Source organism: Citrobacter telavivensis, from assembly GCA_009363175.1.
Taxonomy (GTDB): Bacteria; Pseudomonadota; Gammaproteobacteria; order Enterobacterales; family Enterobacteriaceae; genus Citrobacter_A; species Citrobacter_A telavivensis.
This window is the reverse complement of sequence record CP045205.1, coordinates 5269043-5289994: the sequence shown is the minus strand read 5'-3', so window position 1 is coordinate 5289994 and position 20952 is coordinate 5269043. Positions and strand designations below refer to the sequence as shown.

Here is a 20952-nt window from a genome sequence, read left to right as displayed (position 1 = left end):
AGTGGTTGCCTTACTGTGCCTTAAGCCGTTTGCCTATCCATACTTGCAGCAGGGTCAGTACCATCGTGATAACGAAAATCACCACGGCAATCGCTGAGGCGTACCCTTTTTCATGGTAGATAAAGGCATATTTATAAAAGAGATAAGCGATGGTCATGGTCTGATCGTCCACCATGGAAGAACTGCCAAACAGCAGATACACCACATCGAATATTTGCAGCGTTTCGATAAACGAGATCACCAGAACAAAAAACAGCGTCGGGATCATCAACGGCAGGGTAATTGACCAGAAGCCGCGCAGTTTACTGATGCCATCCAGAGACATAGCTTCATAGATTTGCCTGGGGATCCCCTGCAGTCCGGCGAGTAGAATGATCATCTTCAGGGCAATAGCCGACCAGATAATGACCAGTGACGCGCTCAGACGGACAATATCCGGATCGGACAGCCAACCGATGGCAGGGATATCGAAATAGGCCAGGATCTGATTGAGCAAACCGAAATTACGGTTCATCAACCACTGCCAGACCATCGCAATGGCGGCTGGCATTGTGACGGCCGGAAGAAATAACAGCGTGCGGAACAACCATTGACCACGAATCGCCTGGTTTAAACCAATGGCCAGCAGTAAAGACAGTACCGTGATCGCCGGTACACAAATAAAGACGTAGGCCAGCGTGTTAAATATGGCTGAGCGGAATTCATCATCGCTGAATAAATTAATGTAATTATCCAGACTGATTGTCGTCCAGATCTGAAATTCGCCCAGATCGGTAAAACTGTAAAATACGTTCTGGAAGAACGGCGTAAAGTAAAAAATAACTAATCCCGCCAGTAGCGGCAGAATCATTATCCACCCCCAGAAACGTTCTTCTTTTTCCAGTCGGGTCAGGGATTTCTTATTGGGTTCCCTGGCCGATAACGGCGGAGATGTCGCTTCATCTGAATAGCTCATACAGACTCCGGGATGCTCACTTTACAAACAATAAATGGGTTTACGCAGGAGAGGTGAGAGGGAGCCGGGCTCCCTCAATATTATTTCTGCATTTCACGCTCAACGCGTTTTGCAACACCGGGCATCACTTGTTGCGGATCATTCCCCATCCAGACTTTCTTCAGCCCATCGTTAAGAATGCTATTCCATTTCGCGGTATTGGAACCGGCAGTGGGATATTTATGGGAAAACGCCAGTGAATCGATATAGGCGGAGACATCGATATCCTTAAAGCCTTCAGCCCACGCTTTGGCGACTTTCTGATTGGCCGGAATCACCACTTTACCCGCAGCCAGCGTTTGCTGGGCATGTTCAGAACTCATAAATTCAATGAACTTCCAGGCCGCTTCTTTATGTTGGCTTTTGGCCGACATGGCGAATGCCAGGCTATGCGAGACGCCAGCCAGTTCTGCCATTTTGGGCATCGGGACTACGCCAATATGATCTTTGATCAGTTCGTTTTGTGAGAAGGGTAGCGCCCACCATGAGCCCGCGTAGACCATTGCGACTCTGCTGGACTGGAAGACATCGGATGCTTCCATTTCACCTGGGGGCTGGATCAGTCCCGCTTTCAGCATACCCTGAACGTCGCGATACACCGCGATCGCGTTGTCATTGGCAACATCCGTTTTACCCTCGGGCAGGACAATCTTATCGCCGGCCTGTAACAGCAGGTTAAAATAGCTGTCCTGACCGCTGCTGAATTCCATTGCCAGTGGATAAGATTGTTGATCCAGTTTTTTACGTAGCTGTTCTGATTTCTGTTTTAAATCGTCCCACGTCCAGTTTTTATCGGGATAAGCCACGCCCGCCTGATCAAACATTTTTTTGTTATACCAGACGGCAATGGCGTCGATATCACGAGGTATAGCGTATTGTTTTGACTGGAACTGATAAGCATCGACGGAACTTTTCACAAAGTCATCAAGGTTGGGCGATGATTTATCTTTTAAATAAGGGGTCAGTGGTTCCAGCATACCGTTTTTAACGTACTGCTGAAAATTCGGCATATTCATCCAGAATACATCCGGCGCAACATTTCCCCCGACCGCTGAACTGAGTTTTATGAAATATTGATCATAAGGCGTTAGCTCGATTTCAACTTTCACACCGGGGTTATTTTTTTCAAACTCATTAACCAGTTGCTGTTCGCCGGGAAGTTGATTTCGATCCCACAGCGTGTAGCGTAATTTAATGGGTTTATCTGTCGTCTGGCCTTCAGCACTGGCGATAGCCGGTGCCGTCAGTAAACATGTAAAAAGGCATGCCAGGGCGACATTATTCTTATTTAAGGTATACATAACTTCCCTCTTTATTCGGGTCAGAATGTCGGTGAGGTAAATTACAGAAGCCATTGAATATTCTGTTTAACAAAGGGGAAAGTCAAAGGGGGAAAAATGAGGGGATTATCGCATTAAAACCGGTGGCGCTTTCGGTAGGTTTCTCTTTTATCAAAACGAAAATATAACTTTATTTTATACTGGATTGTTTCTTTTAACTTTCAAATGGTTAAGTCGTTTTTATCTATCGAAAACGAAAATAGGAGCGAGGTAAAAAAAACTTTAAATATGAGAGCGTTATCACTCAATCTTTTACGAATTGAAACGAAGGTTATCCGCAAAGCATATGATGAAGTGCCGGATGAACCGTATCATCCGGCATGACAGCTTAGCTAAAGAGGCGTGACAGCCAACTGCGTTTCGGCTGTGTGGTTTCGGGCGGAGGGGTTACAGGAACAGATCCCATTTCACCCAATCCTTGCTTAATACTTTGTCCGATTTCATACAGCGCATGACGTGTATCCGTCCCCTGAGCGATGAATCGCAGACGATGACCATTTTTTGCACCCAGCGAGACGACTTTCATCAAATTCTTGCCATCAACAGGTCCGATGGCGTTATCGAGATTTTCGATAGTCACGTGGCAGCTAAACTGCCTGATAAACTTCGTCAGCACAGCGCTTGGCCGGGCATGCAGCCCATGCGGGTTATGAATGACAAAAATGGCTTCTTCGCCTTTCTGTTCTTCTTGTGCCTGAACGTTATCCGTATCAACTTTTGTCAGAACGGCTAATACGTCGGTGGGCGTTTCGGCTTGTTGCAGAGCCTGCGGTATACCATCGTCACTTAATACCCGGGTTAGCTGGCGCAAAATATCAAGATGTTCATTAGAGCGTGCCGCGATGCCGATTACCATGTATGCAACGTTATCGTCTCCCCAGGGTACCCCCTGACGAAATACGATAACCTTTACGCCAGTATGCAGCACCGCGTCGCGAGTTTCCGGTGTTCCGTGGGGAATGGCGATACCGTTTCCGAGGTAAGTGGAGATCTGCGCTTCGCGATCCCGCATACCTTGCAGATACTCAGGCGTCGTTTTTCCAGCCGCCACCAGTAATGCTGAGACGCGCTGGAGTGCCGCCGATTTATCGACCTGATCATTGCTGATGAAGATGTCCTGCTCACAGAGTTGCATCTTGACCTCGTGCCTGAAGGGGGGTGTCTGAACCGACCGGCTGCTTGCGGTTGATCCACAATCTCCATGATCCCAGCATGATGGCGCCGCATGCGGAGCCTGCCAGTATGCACAGTACCCAGGCAATTGGCTTGCTGACCAATGGCAGGATCAGGAAGCCGCCATGTGGCGCGGGAACCTGAATATGCAGGCTGTAGCTGAGCACGGCTGAAATACTTGAAGCGATCATCATCATTGGGATAACGCGCAGTGGATCTTTAGCCGCAAAGGGAATCGCGCCTTCGGTGATGTGTGTGCCCCCCAGAATGTAGTTCACTATACCGGCTGCGCGTTCATCTTCGCTAAAACCTTTCGGGAAGAAGGTGGTTGCCAGCGCAATCACCAGCGGAGGAGTAATGCAGGCTGCGGAGACGCCTGCCATAAAGAAATAGTTCCCCTGACCGAGCAGCAGGGTGCCGGTAACATAAGCGGCTTTATTAACCGGACCGCCAAAGTCAAAGGAGCACATGGCGCCGACGACAATACCGAGCAGGATGGGGTTGGCTTCCTGTAGAGAGGCGAGCCAGTTCATCATCCCGTTATTAATGGCGGCAACGGGTTGGCCGAGCAATGTCATCAGGATACCAATCACCAGTACGCCAATCAGCGGCATAATGAAAATGGATTTCAGCCCTTCATATTGACGGGGTAAACCTTCGAGCCGATTTTTCACCCATAGCATCAGATAGCCGGCTGCAAATCCGGCAATGATACCGCCCAGAAAGCCTGCGCCGGTTGCATTTGCCAGCAACCCGCCAACGAAACCTGCCACCATGCCGGGTCTGCCGGAAATGGAGTAAGCGATGTAGGCTGTGAAGACGGGGACCATGATGGAGAAGGCCTGCTGCCCTATCTTCATCAGCATGGCGGCGATGGCGTTATATTCCGGTGAGTTGGGGTCGGCCGAATAAATGCCCCACAGAAAAGAAACCGCAATCAATATACCTCCCGCTACGACAAAGGGCAGCATATTGGATACTCCGCTCATCAGATGTTTATAAATCTGACGACCAAAAGATTCTTTTTCAATCTTTTCTTGCGACATCGCTTTGGTGCCTTTACGAATTGGTGCATCACCATTCAGAATCTTATTAATCAATTCTGTAGGATGATGTATCGCTTCTTTAACGGGAACTTCAATAACCGGCAAACCATTAAAACGATCGGGAGAAACATCTTTATCTGCGGCGATAATAACGCCTGCAATATCGATAAGATCAGAGGGCGCAATCGCATTTTCCACGCCACTGGCGCCGTTCGTTTCTACTTTTATTTCAATAGCCATTTTTTTTGCGGCATTTTTTAAAGCTTCTTCAGCCATAAACGTATGCGCAATACCAGTAGGGCAGCCGGTAACAGCAATAATTTTTTTCATAAGCAGACCTTTAGTTTATTTTTTGTCTACAACTTTCTGACCTGAGTGTGAGGAAGTAACGTTTCTATATTTGCAAGTTGACCCAACCCCGCAGAACCCGCCACATCGGCACCGGTTGCGCTGGCAAGGGATAAGGCATATTCCACTTCACCAGTGGTTAGCCAGTGACTTAAAAATGCGGCAAGCGAGGCATCACCGGCACAGGCGGAGCTAACCAGTTCGATAGTCGGGGCGCTGCAAAACCAGCAATCGACACCATTTGAGAAGTACATTCCTTTCGCGCCTAAATAGCTGCGCGGAATAGTAGATCACTGAAAGGGAACTCAGCCCGGATTGTGCGATCTGATCAATCGCCAAACCAACCAAAACCACCAACCGGACTGAGCGATGCCGATCATAGCACCAATACCCCGTGGCGAACGACGCCTGATGCAGAAAGCTATTCATAAAACGCGCGATAAAAATCATGCCCGCAGACTCACGGCCATGCTGATGCTTCATCGGGGTGAACGGGTCAGCGATGTTGCCAGAACTCTCTGTTGTGCCCGTTCATCCGTTGGTCGCTGGATTAACTGGTTTACGCACTCAGGTATTGAAGGCCTGAAATCCTTACCCGCAGGGCGCTCCCGACGCTGGCCTTTTGAACATATCTGCACCCTGTTACGTGAGCTGATAAAGCATTCTCCCGGCGATTTTGGTTATCAACGTTCACGCTGGAGCACCGAATTACTGGCAATAAAAATCAATGAGATAACCGGTTGCCAGTTACATGCAGGAACCGTTCGCCGCTGGTTGCCATCTGCGGGGCTTGTATGGCGCAGGGCCGCGCCAACTCTGCGTATCCGTGACCCACATAAAGATGAAAAGATGGCGGTAATCCACAAAGCGCTGGATGAATGCAGCGCAGAGCATCCGGTATTTTATGAAGATGAAGTGGATATCCACCTTAATCCTAAAATCGGTGCGGACTGGCAGTTGCGCGGACAGCAGAAACGGGTAGTGACGCCGGGGCAGAACGAAAAATACTATCTGGCCGGCGCACTGCACAGTGGCACGGGTAAAGTCAGCTACGTGGGCGGCAACAGCAAAAGTTCAGCGCTGTTTATCGCTCTGCTGAAGCACCTGAAAGCCACTTACCGGCGGGCGAAAACAATCACGCTGATCGTTGATAACTACATTATCCATAAAAGCCGCGAAACACAGCGCTGGTTGAAAGCAAATCCCAAGTTCAGGGTAATTTACCAGCCGGTTTACTCGCCGTGGGTGAATCATGTGGAACGGCTATGGCAGGCACTTCATGACACGATAACCCGTAATCATCAGTGCCGCTCAATGTGGCAGTTACTGAAAAAGGTCCGCCATTTTATGGAAACCGCCAGCCCATTCCCCGGAGGAAAACATGGTCAGGCAAAAGTGTAGCGGTATTAGGCACAGCTATTTAGCGTCAGTAAGACGTTTTGCGCACCGAGCGCGTGCAGTTCTCTAAGCGCATTTTTTGCCTGCACATCATTGGTCACGGCTAAACCGAAAATGGCGTACACTTCTTCATCGTTGGGTTTAATTAATAATGGCTTAAATTCCAGCAACTGACGCAAGGCTGAATGACTGATATCCAGGACAACCGCGATCGCTTTTTGCTGGCAAATCTGCATGATCTCTGCATACAAATTGCTTTCGATTCCCTGGGGTAAACTTCCGCTGATAATCAAATATTCGGCATCGGTCAGTCGCGAAATTTCGTTCAGTACCTGTTGCTTACAATCATCAGGAATAAAAGCCCCCGGATTAACAAGTTTATACTCCTGCTGACCATCATTAATAAAAATGTTGATCCGCGTAGGTTCATCCACCCATGCCGGTGAAACGCCAATTTTTTTATTGCGTAACGCCTCAACGATATAGCGACCGGTAAATCCGCCAAAGATACCTAAAATATGCGCAGGTTGTTGGAAATGATTTAAGACCAAAGCGACGTTGACACCTTTTCCGTTTGGGCAATATTCCGTGTGATGTGTGCGATTAACAACATTCGGCAATAAAGGATCGCTAAAAATATTCATATCAATCGCGGTATTGAGCGTTAGCGTGTAGATCACCGGTATTTCCTCACAGTTGCCCTTCGCAACCACAAACATGGATCACTTTACGCACGACTTCTTTCATCGCCTGCTTCGCTGGCTGCATGTAATACCGCGGATCGTTGGCTTTCGGGTTTTGCGTAAAGTACTGTTTTAAGGCGTCGGAGAAGGCGATTTTTAACTCTGTGGCGACGTTGACTTTACAGACGCCCAGGCTAATCGCTTTGCGGATATCGCTTTCCGGTAGCCCGGATGCGCCGTGCAGGACGAGCGGGATATCGACTTGTTCACGAATTTCCGCCAGGCGGTCAAAATCGAGTTTGGGCTCTGCGGCATATAATCCGTGCGCAGTACCGATAGCAACGGCCAGGGAATCAATACCGGTGCGGGCAACAAATTCACGTGCCTGTCGGGGATTGGTATACAGAGCATCTTTACTGTCGACGACCAGATCATCTTCCACTCCCCCAAGACGCCCGAGTTCTGCTTCAACGCTGGCATCATAGCGATGGCAGAAATCGACCACTTTCTTCACCAACGCCACATTTTCTTCAAAAGGGAAATGGGAGCCGTCGATCATGACAGAACGGATTCCAGCCTGAACTTTGCTTTCAATATCAGCCATGGCTTCATGGTGATCGAGATGAATTGCCAGCGGGAGGTTGTGCTCGCGGGCAAGGCAGCCAGCGATTGCGACAATATTTCCCGTGCCGGCGTAGCTGAAGGTGCCTGGCGTACCTGCCACGATCAACGGTGAATGCATCTCTGCTGCGGTTTCGATCACGATCTGCAGGGTTTCAAGGTTATGGATGTTAAAAGCAGGTACCGCATAGCCTCCGCGTTGCGCTTTCTGAAGCATATTTTTGCTGGAAATGATGAACATGGGTTTCTCCGTTATCTATAACTTTCGAAATTAAAGCGTAAAAATAAAATGACCTTCATTTTGAAAGTAATGTAACGATCATTGCTGAACATGAGTGTGATGTCCTGCACAAAAAATGGATATTTTTTATAAAATGAAAGTAATTTATTGGATATTTATTTTATTTTGTAAGTTAATGGAGGAAGTGGAGTATCAGTTAATTTATTGAAATCATTGATTTGTTTTGATTTTTTTAGGCGTTTGTGAAGGCTTCGCAATTGACATCACGCAGAGGAAATTTAAAAATGAAAGTTAACGCGCGGGAGAAACTCCTGACAGGTCAGAAAAAAAGGGTATGTTGTGGCAAAACCATCTACCAGCCTTTTGAAAAGGCGTCTGGACATTGCCGAAATCGTCCGCAAGAACGGTGAAATTAAAGTGGATGATTTGGCCGAAATGCTAGCGGTTTCGGGAGTGACGATCCGTAACGATCTCAATTACCTTGAACAACAGGGTTACCTGAAACGTTCCTTTGGTGGGGCGATTTATACGGCGCAACCGGTTAGCGCAAGCGTGAATCCGGATGTGGCGCATACACAACGTCTCGAAAAAAGCGTGGAACTGGAGCTGGCAAAACAGGTTGCGCGGCTGGTTACGGATGGTGACACGTTATTTCTTGGTGCCGGGAGCGTGCTGCGCAAAGCGCTGCCTTTTCTCGGTGATTACCGGGATCTGTGCCTGATAACCAATGATCTTGGGCATGTTGCTCCGGCCAGGGACTATATCGATGGTGAAATTGTGCTTCTGGGAGGCTCGCTCGACAGTACCGGGCAGTGTCTTGAAGGGGAGGTCGCCGTGCAAGCTATACAGCGGTTCCCGCTCTCTTGCTCCCTGATGATGATTGAGCACATCAGCGAAGACGGTACCCTGAATGTGGCTAGCGAGAGCGCGGCAATATTACTACAGGAATCTCTCCGGCACAGCCGCCAGTGCATTGCGGTGGTTGCTCAACGGCCCGCCTGGGGAGAGGCACGATATCCTGTGAGCAAACTGAATACACTCAGTGCGGTGATTACTCCACAGATTGTTGCGGCAGAATACCATTCGCGATTTCTTGCTGCCGGCTTAATGAACAGCTATACCAACAATGAATGTCTGACCTGGATAAATCCCGCCTTGCATCTGACAAGGTGAAGGACTACGCATGAATATTACTATTGCGACACTTGGTGAACTACTCGTCGAATTCCTGGCGAAAAAAGAGAATCAGGGTTTTTCTACACCTGGCGAATTTTGGGGACCTTATCCCAGCGGCGCCCCCGCTATTTTTGCCGACCAGGTGGCTAAACTGGGTTTTTGTTCACTGCTGTTCAGTTGCGTCGGGAACGATGCCTTCGGCGAAATGAATATTGCGCGACTGGCCCGTGATGGCGTTAATGTGAAGGGCATTTCTGTTTTACCTAATGCGACAACCGGCAGCGCATTTGTCAGTTACCGAACTCAGGCGCAGCGCGATTTTATCTTCAACATGCCCAATAGCGCCTGTGGTTTACTGAGCGCGGGGCATCTTGATGAGGAATTACTGCAACAATGTCATCACTTTCATATTATGGGCTCGTCGTTGTTTTCATTCCGTTTGATCGATGCGGTGCGCAAAGTTATTGGTATTGTTAAAGAAAATGGTGGCACGATTTCATTTGATCCCAATATTCGTAAAGAGATGCTGAATATCCGCGAAATGTCACAAGCTTTTGAATATATTCTGGATTACACAGATTTCTTTCTGCCGAGTGATGGAGAACTGGACTATTTTGGGCTCAGTAAATTTCGCGATGAAGACAAAATTGTCGGGAGTTTGCACCAGCGCGGGATCAGGCATGTCGTGGTGAAACGGGGTCCGCGTGGATCCAGCTACTACTCTGCGGACGAGCAGTATCACGTAGCCGGGTGTCCGGTGACGGTTGTTGATCCTACAGGCGCAGGGGATTGCTTTGGCGCCACCTTTGTCAGTTTGTTCCTCGCGGGATATTCGGTACCGGATGCGCTTGCCCATGCTAATGCCGCAGGCTCGCTGGCGATATCGCAACGTGGGCCAATGGAAGGCACCTCGACGTTAGCGCAAATTGAAGCATTACTGTCGCAGCAGTCAGGATAAAAAAGGTATGGCCTGAACCATACCTTTTCATTTCACAAGAAGAGCATCAGGTCACTGGCGCCGGGTTAAACACCGCCAGCTGGTTGTGTAGTCCCCATTGGTCGGAGAAGGTTTTTTTACGGCCGCTGGCGACATCAAGAATAAACTCGAACAGCTTCTGGCCGACGTCCTCAATGGTCTCTTCGCCTGTGGCGATGGTGCCCGCATTGATATCCATTAAGTCGTACCAGCGGTTTGCCAGTTCAGTACGGGTCGCCATCTTAATGACCGGCACGGCCATCAGGCCATATGGGGTGCCCCGACCGGTGGTGAACACTTGCACGGTGATCCCGGAAGCCACCTGTTGTGTGCCGCAGACAAAATCGCTGGCGGGTGTCGCAGCATAAATCAGACCGCGTTTGGTCGGACGCTGACCCGGAGAGAGCACCTCGACAATCGCGCTTTTGCCGGATTTCGCAATTGAGCCCAGCGCTTTTTCCACTACATTCGCCAGACCGCCCTTTTTGTTACCCGGAGAGGGGTTAGCGCTGCGGTCAGTTTTTCCCATATCGAGATAGTTATCGTACCAGGCCATCTCTTCCAGCAGACGTTTACCGACCTCTTCGTTGATGGTGCGAGGCGTCAGCAGATGAATAGCATCACGGACTTCGGTGACTTCAGAGAACATCACCGTGGCCCCGCAGCGTACCAACAGGTCAGAGGCATAGCCCACCGCCGGGTTTGCCGTCACGCCGGAAAACGCATCGCTGCCGCCGCACTGCATTCCGACGACCAGTTCAGAGGCCGGGCAGGTTTCGCGTTGGCGCAGGTTCAGCTTGGCCAGATGGCGCTCAGCAACCTGCAGGATATCATCGACCATGGAGCGAAAGCCCACGTGCTTCTCGTCCTGCAGGCTGACGATGCTGGCGCTATCTACCGGAATACTTTGCACATCGTCCGTGCCTTCCAGCAAACGTTCCGGCTGTAGTTTTTCACAGCCCAGGCCAATGACCATCACTTCACCGCCAAAGTTTGGGTTCAGTGAGATGTTATGGATGGTGCGGATAGGTACCACCGCAGCAGGGGCGTTAATCGCCACGCCGCAGCCGTACAGGTGGTTAAGTCCCACCACGCCATCGACGTTCGGGTATTTAGGCAACAGATCGCGCTCGATGATTTTGACGACGTAATCCACCACGCCCGCCACGCAGTGCACGCTGGTGGTGATGCCGAGCAGATTCTTGGTGCCCACGCTGCCATCGGCGTTGCGGTACCCTTCAAAGGTATAGCCTTCCAGCGGCGGCAGTGGTTCCGGTACTTTGGTCGCCAGCGGCAGGGTATTCAACGGCGGGGCTTTCGGCAGCTCAACCATGGATTCATCAATCCAGCTTCCACGCGGAATGTCGCGCACGGCGTAGCCGATCACTTCACCATAACGTACGATTTCGCCATGAACCGGAATATCCACCAGCGCGACTTTATGTCCCTGTGGAATATGCTCAATAAGCTCCAGTCCATCCGGGAAACGCGTCCCGGCTTTCAAACCATTGTCATTAACAATGATCGCCACATTATCTGTCTCGTGGACCTTTATATAAAATGCGCTCGGCGATTCTTGTCTGATTTCGATGTTGGCCATTGTCCAGTATTCTCCAGCCGGGGGTGATATTAATATAGAGGGTTCTACGAATCTGATTATTAAAATAAGGATGTCCTGTCGTGAAATAAGGATGTCAGGAGTTCAAAATTAAGAATGTGATCCAGATCACTCGTTATGGTGAAAGCCCTGCTATCAGGGGTAGTAAAGCGTAAATATGTGCATCAGCGCCCAGCGTTATGTGCATATGCTCAAGATATTATTTGTAATGGGCATTGTTAGTGAGCATCTGCACAATGCTTAATGCTTCCCGCCTGATTATACTGAATCACGAAATGAGTATCTGCATTAATTAATAAGCGATAGCGTCTGTCATCAATAAATAATAATAAATATGTCTGCTTAAGTCCCTGAGGTAAATAAAATGATCCTGGATACAGTTGAAGAAAAAAAGAAAGGTATGCATACACGCTATTTAATTCTGCTGATAATTTTTATTGTCACAGCGGTTAACTATGCGGACCGGGCGACGCTATCCATTGCCGGAACCGAAGTCGCCAAAGAGTTGCAACTGAGCGCCGTGTCAATGGGTTACATCTTCTCTGCATTTGGCTGGGCCTACCTGCTGATGCAAATCCCTGGCGGCTGGCTGCTCGATAAGTTTGGCTCGAAAAAAGTTTACACCTACAGCCTGTTCTTCTGGTCGTTGTTCACCTTCCTGCAAGGCTTCGTGGATATGTTCCCGCTGGCCTGGGCGGGAGTTTCGATGTTCTTTATGCGCTTTATGTTGGGTTTCTCGGAAGCGCCTTCGTTCCCGGCAAACGCCCGTATCGTCGCGGCCTGGTTCCCGACCAAAGAGCGTGGAACCGCGTCGGCCATCTTTAACTCTGCTCAGTATTTTTCACTGGCACTGTTCTCGCCGCTGCTGGGCTGGTTGACCTTTGCCTGGGGCTGGGAGCACGTCTTTACCGTGATGGGCGTCATCGGGTTTGTCCTGACGGCGCTGTGGGTCAAACTGATTCATAACCCCACTGACCATCCGCGGATGTCCGCAGAAGAGTTGAAGTTCATCTCTGAAAACGGTGCGGTCGTGGATATGGACCACAAAAAGCCTGGCAGCGCAGTGGCCAGTGGTCCGAAACTGCATTACATCAAGCAGTTATTGACCAACCGCATGATGCTCGGCGTGTTCTTCGGACAGTATTTCATCAACACCATCACCTGGTTCTTCCTGACCTGGTTCCCGATTTACCTGGTGCAGGAAAAAGGGATGTCGATCCTGAAAGTGGGTCTGGTGGCTTCGATTCCGGCACTGTGTGGTTTCGCCGGCGGCGTGCTGGGCGGTGTGTTCTCGGACTATCTGATTAAGCGCGGTTTTTCTATCACCGTTGCACGTAAGCTGCCAATTGTGCTGGGAATGCTGCTGGCCTCCACCATCATTCTGTGCAACTACACCGACAACACCGCGCTGGTGGTGACGCTGATGGCGCTGGCCTTCTTTGGTAAAGGATTTGGCGCTCTGGGCTGGCCGGTTATCTCGGATACCGCACCGAAAGAGATTGTTGGCCTGTGCGGCGGAGTATTTAACGTCTTTGGCAATGTGGCATCCATCGTAACGCCACTGGTTATCGGTTACCTGGTAAGTGAACTGCACTCCTTCAACGCTGCGCTGGTATTCGTTGGTTGTTCCGCGCTAATGGCAATGGTGTGCTACCTGTTTATTGTCGGTGACATTAAACGTATGGAACTGCAGAAATAATTAACGGTTAAGTGACAAGGTAAAAGTGATGAATAACGACATTTTCCCGAACAAGTTCAAAGCAGCGCTGGCTGCGCATCAGATTCAGATCGGCTGCTGGTCAGCGCTGGCAAGCCCAATCAGTACCGAAGTTTTAGGACTGGCGGGCTTCGACTGGCTGGTGCTGGATGGCGAACATGCGCCAAACGATGTCTCTACCTTTATTCCGCAGTTGATGGCGCTGAAAGGCAGTGCCAGTGCGCCGGTTGTGCGTGTACCAACCAATGAGCCGGTCATTATCAAGCGTCTGCTGGATATCGGTTTTTACAACTTCCTGATCCCGTTTGTTGAAACGGAAGAAGAAGCGGTGAATGCCGTCGCATCAACGCGCTATCCGCCAGAAGGGATCCGCGGGGTGTCTGTATCGCATCGCGCCAACATGTTTGGTACCGTCCCGGATTACTTCGCGCAGTCCAACAAGAACATCACCATCATTGTGCAGATTGAGAGCCAGCAGGGCGTGGATAACGTCGATGCTATCGCTGCCACCGAAGGCGTCGACGGCATTTTCGTTGGCCCAAGCGATCTGGCTGCGGCGTTAGGCCACCTCGGCAATGCGTCTCATCCTGAGGTGCAAAAAGCCATTCAGCACATCTTTGCCCGCGCGAAAGCGCACGGCAAGCCGAGCGGCATTCTGGCACCGGTTGATGCCGACGCACGTCGCTATCTGGAATGGGGCGCTACGTTTGTTGCCGTCGGTAGCGACCTGGGCGTGTTCCGTTCCGCCACGCAGAAGCTGGCTGACTCCTTTAAGAAATAACCACCACCGAAACAAGAGAGATTATTGATATGACTATGAAAGTTGGTTTTATTGGCCTGGGTATCATGGGTAAACCAATGAGTAAAAACCTCCTGAAAGCAGGTTACTCGCTGGTGGTTTCTGACCGTAATCCTGAAGCGATCGCTGACGTTATCGCGGCAGGCGCAGAAACCGCTCCTAACGCTAAAGCGATTGCTGAGCAGTGTGATGTCATCATCACCATGCTGCCGAACTCTCCGCATGTGAAAGAGGTTGCGCTGGGCGAAGGCGGCATTATCGAAGGGGCAAAACCGGGCACAGTGCTGATCGATATGAGTTCTATCGCGCCGCTGGCGAGCCGTGAAATCAGCGACGCGCTGAAAGCCAAGGGCATCGATATGCTGGACGCGCCGGTGAGTGGCGGTGAACCAAAGGCTATCGACGGCACGCTGTCGGTGATGGTTGGCGGCGACAAGGCGATTTTCGATAAGTACTACCCCCTGCTGAAAGCCATGGCGGGTTCCGTTGTTCATACCGGTGACATCGGTGCGGGTAACGTCACCAAGCTGGCAAACCAGGTGATTGTGGCGCTGAACATTGCGGCGATGTCCGAAGCGCTGACGCTGGCAACCAAAGCCGGTGTGAATCCGGATCTGGTCTATCAGGCGATCCGTGGCGGCCTGGCGGGCAGTACCGTACTGGATGCGAAAGCGCCGATGGTGATGGACCGTAACTTCAAGCCAGGTTTCCGTATCGACCTGCACATTAAAGATCTGGCTAACGCGCTGGATACGTCTCACGGTGTTGGTGCTCAGCTTCCGCTGACTGCGGCAGTCATGGAGATGATGCAGGCGCTGCGTGCTGACGGCCTGGGAACCGCCGACCACAGTGCGCTGGCGTGCTATTACGAAAAACTGGCGAAAGTGGAAGTCACTCGCTAATGACCTTGTGCCCGGATGGCGCGTCGCGATCCGGGCCTGGATTGTAGGCCGGATAAGTAAAACGCCATCCGGCGTTGTGCAGTAACAGGCGATCATCATGAAAATCGTAATTGCCCCAGACTCTTATAAAGAAAGCCTTTCTGCTACTGAGGTAGCGCAGGCGATAGAAAAAGGATTTCGGGAAATTTTCCCCGATGCGCAGTATGTTTCCGTTCCGGTCGCCGATGGTGGTGAGGGGACGGTTGAAGCCATGATTGCCGCCACGCACGGTTCTGCACATTCCGCTTTGGTGACCGGACCGCTGGGTGAAAAAGTGAATGCCAGCTGGGGCATGTCAGGCGATGGAAAGACCGCATTTATTGAAATGGCGGCAGCCAGCGGACTGGCGCTGGTTCCCCCCGATAAACGTAACCCACTGATCACCACTTCGCGCGGCACCGGGGAGCTTATTTTGCAGGCGCTGGACAGTGGGGCGAGCAATATTATTATCGGCATTGGCGGGAGCGCGACCAATGATGGTGGAGCCGGGATGGTTCAGGCGCTGGGGGCGAAGTTGTGCGATGCCAACGGAACTGAAATGGGCTACGGTGGCGGCAGCCTGAATAGTCTCAACACCATTGATGTGTCTGGTCTGGATCCGCGCATAAAAGACTGTGCTATCCGCGTCGCTTGTGACGTGACTAATCCGCTGGTGGGCGAGCTGGGCGCCTCGCGGATCTTTGGTCCGCAAAAAGGGGCGACGGAGGCGTTGATCCTCGAACTGGACCGCAATCTGGCTCACTACGCAGACATCATTAAAAAATCGCTGGGTGTGGATGTGAAAAACGTGCCTGGCGCAGGCGCGGCAGGTGGCATGGGGGCGGCGCTGATGGCATTCCTCGGCGCGGAGCTGAAAAGCGGGATTGAGATAGTCACTCAGGCGCTCAATCTGGAAGAACATATTCACGACTGTACGCTGGTTGTTACTGGTGAAGGGCGCATCGACAGCCAGAGCATTCACGGCAAAGTGCCGGTTGGCGTGGCGAACGTAGCGAAGAAATACCACAAGCCGGTGATTGGTATTGCGGGCAGTCTGACGCGGGATGTTGGCGTGGTGCATCAATATGGGATCGATGCCGTGTTCAGCGTATTAACCAGTATTGGTACTCTGGAAGAGGCTTTTCGCGGCGCATTTGACAACATTTACCGGGCATCGCGAAACATTGCGGCGACGCTGGCAGTGGGAATGCGCAGTGCGGGGTGACAAGGGCGTGCAAACCCTCTATACTGCGCGCCGAAGCTGACCAGACAGTCGCCGCTTCGTCGTCGTCCCTTTCGAGGGAGACAGGCGGAGGGGAGGAAAGTCCGGGCTCCATAGGGCAGGGTGCCAGGTAACGCCTGGGGGGGAAACCCACGACCAGTGCAACAGAGAGCAAACCGCCGATGGCCCACGCAAGTGGGATCAGGTAAGGGTGAAAGGGTGCGGTAAGAGCGCACCGCGCGGCTGGTAACAGTCCGTGGCACGGTAAACTCCACCCGGAGCAAGGCCAAATAGGGGTTCATAAGGTACGGCCCGTACTGAACCCGGGTAGGCTGCTTGAGCCAGTGAGCGATTGCTGGCCTAGATGAATGACTGTCCACGACAGAACCCGGCTTATCGGTCAGCTTCACCTCATAATGTATAAACCCGCTTCGGCGGGTTTTTGCTTTTACAGGCTGCAACAACGCTGTTGCCTGATGGCGCTTCGCTTATCAGGCCTACGAACGTCGACCCCGCTCCTGTAGGCCGGATACGATTCGACAGCTGTTGCCTGATGGCGCTTCGCTTATCAGGCCTACGAATGTCGACCCCGCTCCTGTAGCTCCTGTAGGCCGGATAAGATGCGATAGCATCGCCATCCGGCATGGTTTTGAGTTGCTCACAAATAAGAGATTTCTGGTTCTGTGAGCAGCAACACAAAACGCTGCCAGTGGTTAGTTTGTCGGGAGAAATGAAAAGCAAACGTTCTCTTAGATAAAATTACACTCTGTAAAAGTGAAAAATGTCAGTGTTAATGCATTGTTGTAAATGATAACTATTTGTATGCTTATATTTAATTAATGATAAATTCAATGTTTCTTTATAAACAAATAAGGCAAAAAAACGTGATGTATAACGTTATTTATCTCAACTTATGTCCTGAGTATAATTATATTTGATAAATTACTTATTAAATTTAATGAACAATTTGGCCATTAACTGCTCGATAATTGCTTGAAATATCGTCATTCCTCATTTTTAAACCTGAGGTGAAAATAACGTGTGTTATCGCCATAAAATATTGTTATCCCCCCCTCTTTTTTTGACAAAAATCAGACTAAAGTGACATGGTATTTATGTAATCAATTGAATTCAAACAAGTTATTTATTTTATAATAACCCCTTTAAATATAGGTGAAGGCAATTTGTGAGTAGTCGCACATATCCTGCTTCACGTAATTTGTTACACTTCACGCCGTCAACAAAGTTATTAACGCAGGTCGATATGAATACGTTTGCTCTCCCAAAAACACAGCAGTTGGTGGTCTTTCAGGAAGTAATCAGAAGCGGTTCTATCGGTTCTGCGGCAAAAGAATTAGGGTTAACTCAGCCGGCTGTCAGTAAAATCATTAACGATATTGAAGCTTATTTCGGCGTTGAGTTGGTGGTACGTAAAAATACCGGTGTCACCTTAACCCATGCCGGGCAGGTTTTACTTTCCTGGTCCGAATCCATCACCCGTGAGATGAAAAACATGGTGAATGAGATGAACAGCATGACCGACAACACGGTGGTTGATATCTCATTCGGGTTTCCTTCGCTGATTGGTTTTACCTTTATGTCCGATATGATCCAGAAGTTTAAAGAGGTCTACCCAAAATCGCAGGTCTCCATGTATGAGGCGCAACTCTCCTCATTCCTGCCAGCGATCCGCGACGGGAGACTGGACTTCGCGATTGGTACGCTCAGCGACGAAATGAAATTGCAGGATCTGCACGTCGAGCCGCTCTTTGAGTCGGAGTTCGTGCTGGTGGCGAATAAGTCCCGAACATGCACCGGCACCACCACACTGGAATCGTTGCAGAACGAACAGTGGGTGTTGCCACAAACGAATATGGGCTACTACAGCGAACTCCTCACCACCCTGCAAAGAAATGGCATCAGCATTGAAAACATCGTTAAAACTGACTCTGTTGTGACCATTTATAATCTTGTTCTCAATGCTGATTTTCTGACAGTGATTCCGTGCGATATGGCCGCACCTTTTGGTTCAAACCAGTTTATTACTCTCCCTGTAGAAGAATCGTTACCCATTGCGCGCTATGCCGCAATATGGTCAAAAAACTATCGTATTAAAAAAGCTGCTTCTGTTTTGGTTGAATTAGCCAAAGAATATTCATCTTATAAAGGTTGCAGGCGAAAGCAATTAATTGAAATCAACTAACCGATTAAATTTAATTTAATCCTTTATTCATACCATCGATCTTAATATCAGACGTTGGTTACGGCTATCTATTACTTTACTATCAGGTAAGAGGTTACAATGCACATTACTTACGATCTCCCGGTTGCCATTGAAGATATCCTCGAAGCAAAAAAAAGACTGGCGGGGAAAATATATAAAACAGGCATGCCTCGCTCAAACTATTTTAGTGAGCGGTGCAAAGGGGAAATATTCCTTAAATTTGAAAACATGCAGCGTACCGGTTCATTTAAAATTCGTGGCGCATTTAACAAACTCAGCTCATTGACGGATGCAGAAAAACGCAAAGGCGTTGTCGCCTGTTCAGCGGGTAACCACGCACAAGGGGTTTCCCTCTCCTGCGCAATGCTGGGTATTGATGGCAAAGTGGTGATGCCAAAAGGCGCGCCGAAGTCGAAAGTGGCCGCCACCTGCGATTACTCTGCGGAAGTGGTGCTGCACGGCGACAACTTCAACGATACCATCGCCAAGGTCAGTGAGATTGTCGAAATGGAAGGGCGTATTTTTATTCCGCCATATGACGATCCGAAAGTCATTGCCGGCCAGGGCACTATCGGTCTGGAAATTATGGAAGACCTGTATGACGTCGATAACGTGATTGTTCCTATCGGCGGCGGCGGTTTAATTGCAGGTATTGCTATCGCCATTAAATCAATTAACCCGACCATTAAAGTGATTGGCGTGCAGTCCGAAAACGTGCACGGCATGGCGGCGTCTTATCAGGCTGGAGAAATAACCACGCACCGAACGACCGGCACCCTGGCGGATGGTTGTGATGTTTCCCGCCCGGGTAATTTAACCTACGAAATTGTGCGTGAATTAGTGGATGACATTGTCCTGGTCAGCGAAGACGAAATTCGCAACAGCATGATTGCTTTAATTCAACGTAATAAAGTGGTGACCGAAGGTGCAGGTGCACTGGCATGTGCTGCTTTATTAAGTGGGAAATTAGATGGTTATATCCAGAACAGAAAAACGGTCAGCATCATTTCTGGCGGAAATATCGATCTTTCTCGTGTATCGCAAATTACGGGTTTAGCTGACGCGTAAATCCGGCTATTAATCTCTTCGTTGAGGATAGGATATGAGTACTACTGACAGCATTGTATCCAGCCAGACAAAACAGTCGTCCTGGCGTAAATCGGACACCACCTGGACACTGGGTTTATTTGGTACTGCCATCGGCGCCGGGGTGTTGTTCTTCCCCATCCGCGCAGGATTTGGCGGCTTAATCCCCATTCTTTTGATGTTGGTACTGGCGTACCCCATCGCCTTTTATTGCCACCGCGCGCTGGCGCGTCTGTGTCTGTCCGGGTCAAACCCGTCTGGCAACATCACGGAAACGGTAGAAGAGCACTTTGGTAAGACGGGCGGCGTGGTTATCACGTTCCTCTATTTCTTCGCGATTTGTCCGCTGCTGTGGATTTATGGCGTCACCATTACCAACACGTTTATGACGTTCTGGGAAAACCAGTTGCAGATGCCAGCGCTGAACCGCGGCTTTGTGGCCCTGTTCCTGCTGCTGCTGATGGCGTTCGTTATCTGGTTTGGTAAGGATCTGATGGTTAAAGTGATGAGCTACCTGGTATGGCCGTTCATTGCCAGCCTGGTGCTGATCTCGCTGTCGCTGATCCCTTACTGGAACTCTGCGGTGATCGATCAGGTCGATATCAGCAATATCGCGTTAACCGGTCACGATGGCATTCTGGTCACCGTGTGGCTGGGGATCTCCATCATGGTGTTCTCATTCAACTTCTCGCCGATCGTCTCGTCTTTCGTGGTCTCTAAACGTGAAGAGTACGAGAAAGATTTTGGTCGTGAATACACCGAGCAGAAATGTTCTCAGATCATTTCTCGCGCCAGCATGCTGATGGTGGCCGTGGTCATGTTCTTCGCCTTTAGCTGCCTGTTCACGCTCTCTCCGGCAAATATGGCGGATGCGAAAGCGCAAAACATTCCGGTACTGTCTTATCTGGCAAACCATTTCGCGTCCCTGTCCGGTACGAAATCGACTTTTGCCACTGTGCTGGAATATGGCGCGTCCATTATTGCGCTGGTTGCCATCTTTAAATCCTTCTTCGGTCACTATCTGGGAACGCTGGAAGGGCTGAACGGTCTGGTGCTGAAGTTCGGTTATAAAGGCGATAAAACGAAGGTGTCCTCTGGCAAGCTCAACACCATCAGCATGATCTTCATCATGGGGTCCACCTGGGTTGTTGCCTACGCCAACCCGAACATTCTGGACCTGATTGAAGCGATGGGTGCACCGATTATTGCTTCACTGCTGTGCCTGCTGCCGATGTATGCCATTCGTAAGGCACCGTCGCTGGCGAAATACCGTGGTCGTCTGGATAACGTGTTTGTCACCATCATTGGTCTGCTGACCATTCTGAATATCGTGTACAAACTGTTTTAATCCTTAAGCTCAGGATGAGCGG

At 50.1% G+C, this 20952-nt stretch carries 16 protein-coding genes, 1 other RNA gene and 2 pseudogenes; 11 read left to right on the top strand and 8 right to left on the bottom strand.

What is annotated here, in order from left to right; translation table 11 throughout:
- Positions 1-10 precede the first annotated feature (10 nt).
- The 5 genes and pseudogenes from GBC03_27815 to GBC03_27795 form a co-directional block, all read right to left on the bottom strand.
- Positions 11-955 (bottom strand): ABC transporter permease subunit, encoded by a 945-nt coding sequence (locus GBC03_27815; protein QFS73747.1) that lies wholly within the window; start codon positions 953-955, stop codon positions 11-13.
- 80 nt (positions 956-1035) lie between these two features.
- Complete coding sequence (locus GBC03_27810) at positions 1036-2295, bottom strand: extracellular solute-binding protein (protein QFS73746.1); 1260 nt, start codon at positions 2293-2295, stop codon at positions 1036-1038.
- Between the two features lie 367 nt (positions 2296-2662).
- A complete protein-coding gene (locus GBC03_27805; GenBank protein QFS73745.1) occupies positions 2663-3469 on the bottom strand; it encodes an HPr family phosphocarrier protein in 807 nt (268 codons plus the stop codon).
- Positions 3456-4883 carry a PTS fructose transporter subunit IIC gene (locus GBC03_27800; protein QFS73744.1) on the bottom strand — a complete coding sequence of 476 codons (1428 nt, stop codon included), beginning with the start codon at positions 4881-4883 and terminating at the stop codon, positions 3456-3458. The genes GBC03_27805 and GBC03_27800 overlap by 14 nt, the downstream gene beginning before the upstream one ends.
- 26 nt (positions 4884-4909) lie before the next feature.
- Positions 4910-5170: pseudogene (locus GBC03_27795) on the bottom strand (1-phosphofructokinase).
- 100 nt (positions 5171-5270) lie between these two features.
- Here GBC03_27795 and GBC03_27790 point away from each other — a divergent pair.
- A complete protein-coding gene (locus GBC03_27790; GenBank protein ID QFS73743.1) occupies positions 5271-6302 on the top strand; it encodes an IS630-like element ISEc33 family transposase in 1032 nt (343 codons plus the stop codon).
- Positions 6303-6316: 14 nt separating this feature from the next.
- On the opposite strand, the pseudogene GBC03_27785 reads toward GBC03_27790, so the two are convergent.
- A pseudogene (locus tag GBC03_27785) lies at positions 6317-6979 on the bottom strand (hexose kinase).
- Between the two features lie 10 nt (positions 6980-6989).
- Positions 6990-7844, bottom strand: a complete 855-nt coding sequence (locus GBC03_27780; protein ID QFS73742.1) for a tagatose bisphosphate family class II aldolase — start codon at positions 7842-7844, stop codon at positions 6990-6992.
- 339 nt (positions 7845-8183) lie between these two features.
- On the opposite strand from GBC03_27780, the gene GBC03_27775 reads away from it, so the two are divergent.
- Both GBC03_27775 and GBC03_27770 read left to right on the top strand, forming a co-directional pair.
- On the top strand, positions 8184-9017 hold the full coding sequence (locus GBC03_27775; protein QFS73741.1) for a DeoR family transcriptional regulator: 834 nt from the start codon (positions 8184-8186) through the stop codon (positions 9015-9017).
- A gap of 10 nt (positions 9018-9027) precedes the next feature.
- Positions 9028-9978, top strand: a complete 951-nt coding sequence (locus GBC03_27770; protein ID QFS73740.1) for a sugar kinase — start codon at positions 9028-9030, stop codon at positions 9976-9978.
- A 46-nt stretch (positions 9979-10024) separates the two neighbouring features.
- Here the strand turns inward: GBC03_27770 and garD are convergent, their stop codons facing one another.
- On the bottom strand, positions 10025-11596 hold the full coding sequence (gene garD / locus GBC03_27765; protein QFS73739.1) for a galactarate dehydratase: 1572 nt from the start codon (positions 11594-11596) through the stop codon (positions 10025-10027).
- A gap of 382 nt (positions 11597-11978) precedes the next feature.
- Between garD and GBC03_27760 the strand changes: the two genes are divergently transcribed.
- From GBC03_27760 to tdcC, 8 genes are all read left to right on the top strand, one after another.
- Positions 11979-13313, top strand: a complete 1335-nt coding sequence (locus GBC03_27760; GenBank protein ID QFS73738.1) for an MFS transporter — start codon at positions 11979-11981, stop codon at positions 13311-13313.
- A gap of 28 nt (positions 13314-13341) precedes the next feature.
- The gene (garL, locus tag GBC03_27755) at positions 13342-14112 is read left to right on the top strand and encodes a 2-dehydro-3-deoxyglucarate aldolase (GenBank protein QFS73737.1); all 771 of its coding nucleotides are present in this window, start codon (positions 13342-13344) and stop codon (positions 14110-14112) included.
- A 29-nt stretch (positions 14113-14141) separates the two neighbouring features.
- Positions 14142-15032, top strand: coding sequence for a 2-hydroxy-3-oxopropionate reductase (locus GBC03_27750; GenBank protein ID QFS73736.1), 891 nt, complete (start codon positions 14142-14144; stop codon positions 15030-15032).
- 97 nt (positions 15033-15129) lie between these two features.
- A complete protein-coding gene (gene garK, locus GBC03_27745; protein QFS73735.1) occupies positions 15130-16275 on the top strand; it encodes a glycerate 2-kinase in 1146 nt (381 codons plus the stop codon).
- A 32-nt stretch (positions 16276-16307) separates the two neighbouring features.
- Positions 16308-16684: RNase P RNA component class A (gene rnpB, locus GBC03_27740), an RNA gene on the top strand.
- Positions 16685-17536: 852 nt separating this feature from the next.
- Positions 17537-18475, top strand: a complete 939-nt coding sequence (gene tdcA, locus GBC03_27735; GenBank protein QFS73734.1) for a transcriptional regulator TdcA — start codon at positions 17537-17539, stop codon at positions 18473-18475.
- Positions 18476-18574: 99 nt separating this feature from the next.
- The gene (tdcB, locus tag GBC03_27730; GenBank protein QFS73733.1) at positions 18575-19564 is read left to right on the top strand and encodes a bifunctional threonine ammonia-lyase/L-serine ammonia-lyase TdcB; all 990 of its coding nucleotides are present in this window, start codon (positions 18575-18577) and stop codon (positions 19562-19564) included.
- 34 nt (positions 19565-19598) lie between these two features.
- Positions 19599-20930, top strand: coding sequence for a threonine/serine transporter TdcC (gene tdcC, locus GBC03_27725; GenBank protein ID QFS73732.1), 1332 nt, complete (start codon positions 19599-19601; stop codon positions 20928-20930).
- Positions 20931-20952: the final 22 nt, after the last annotated feature.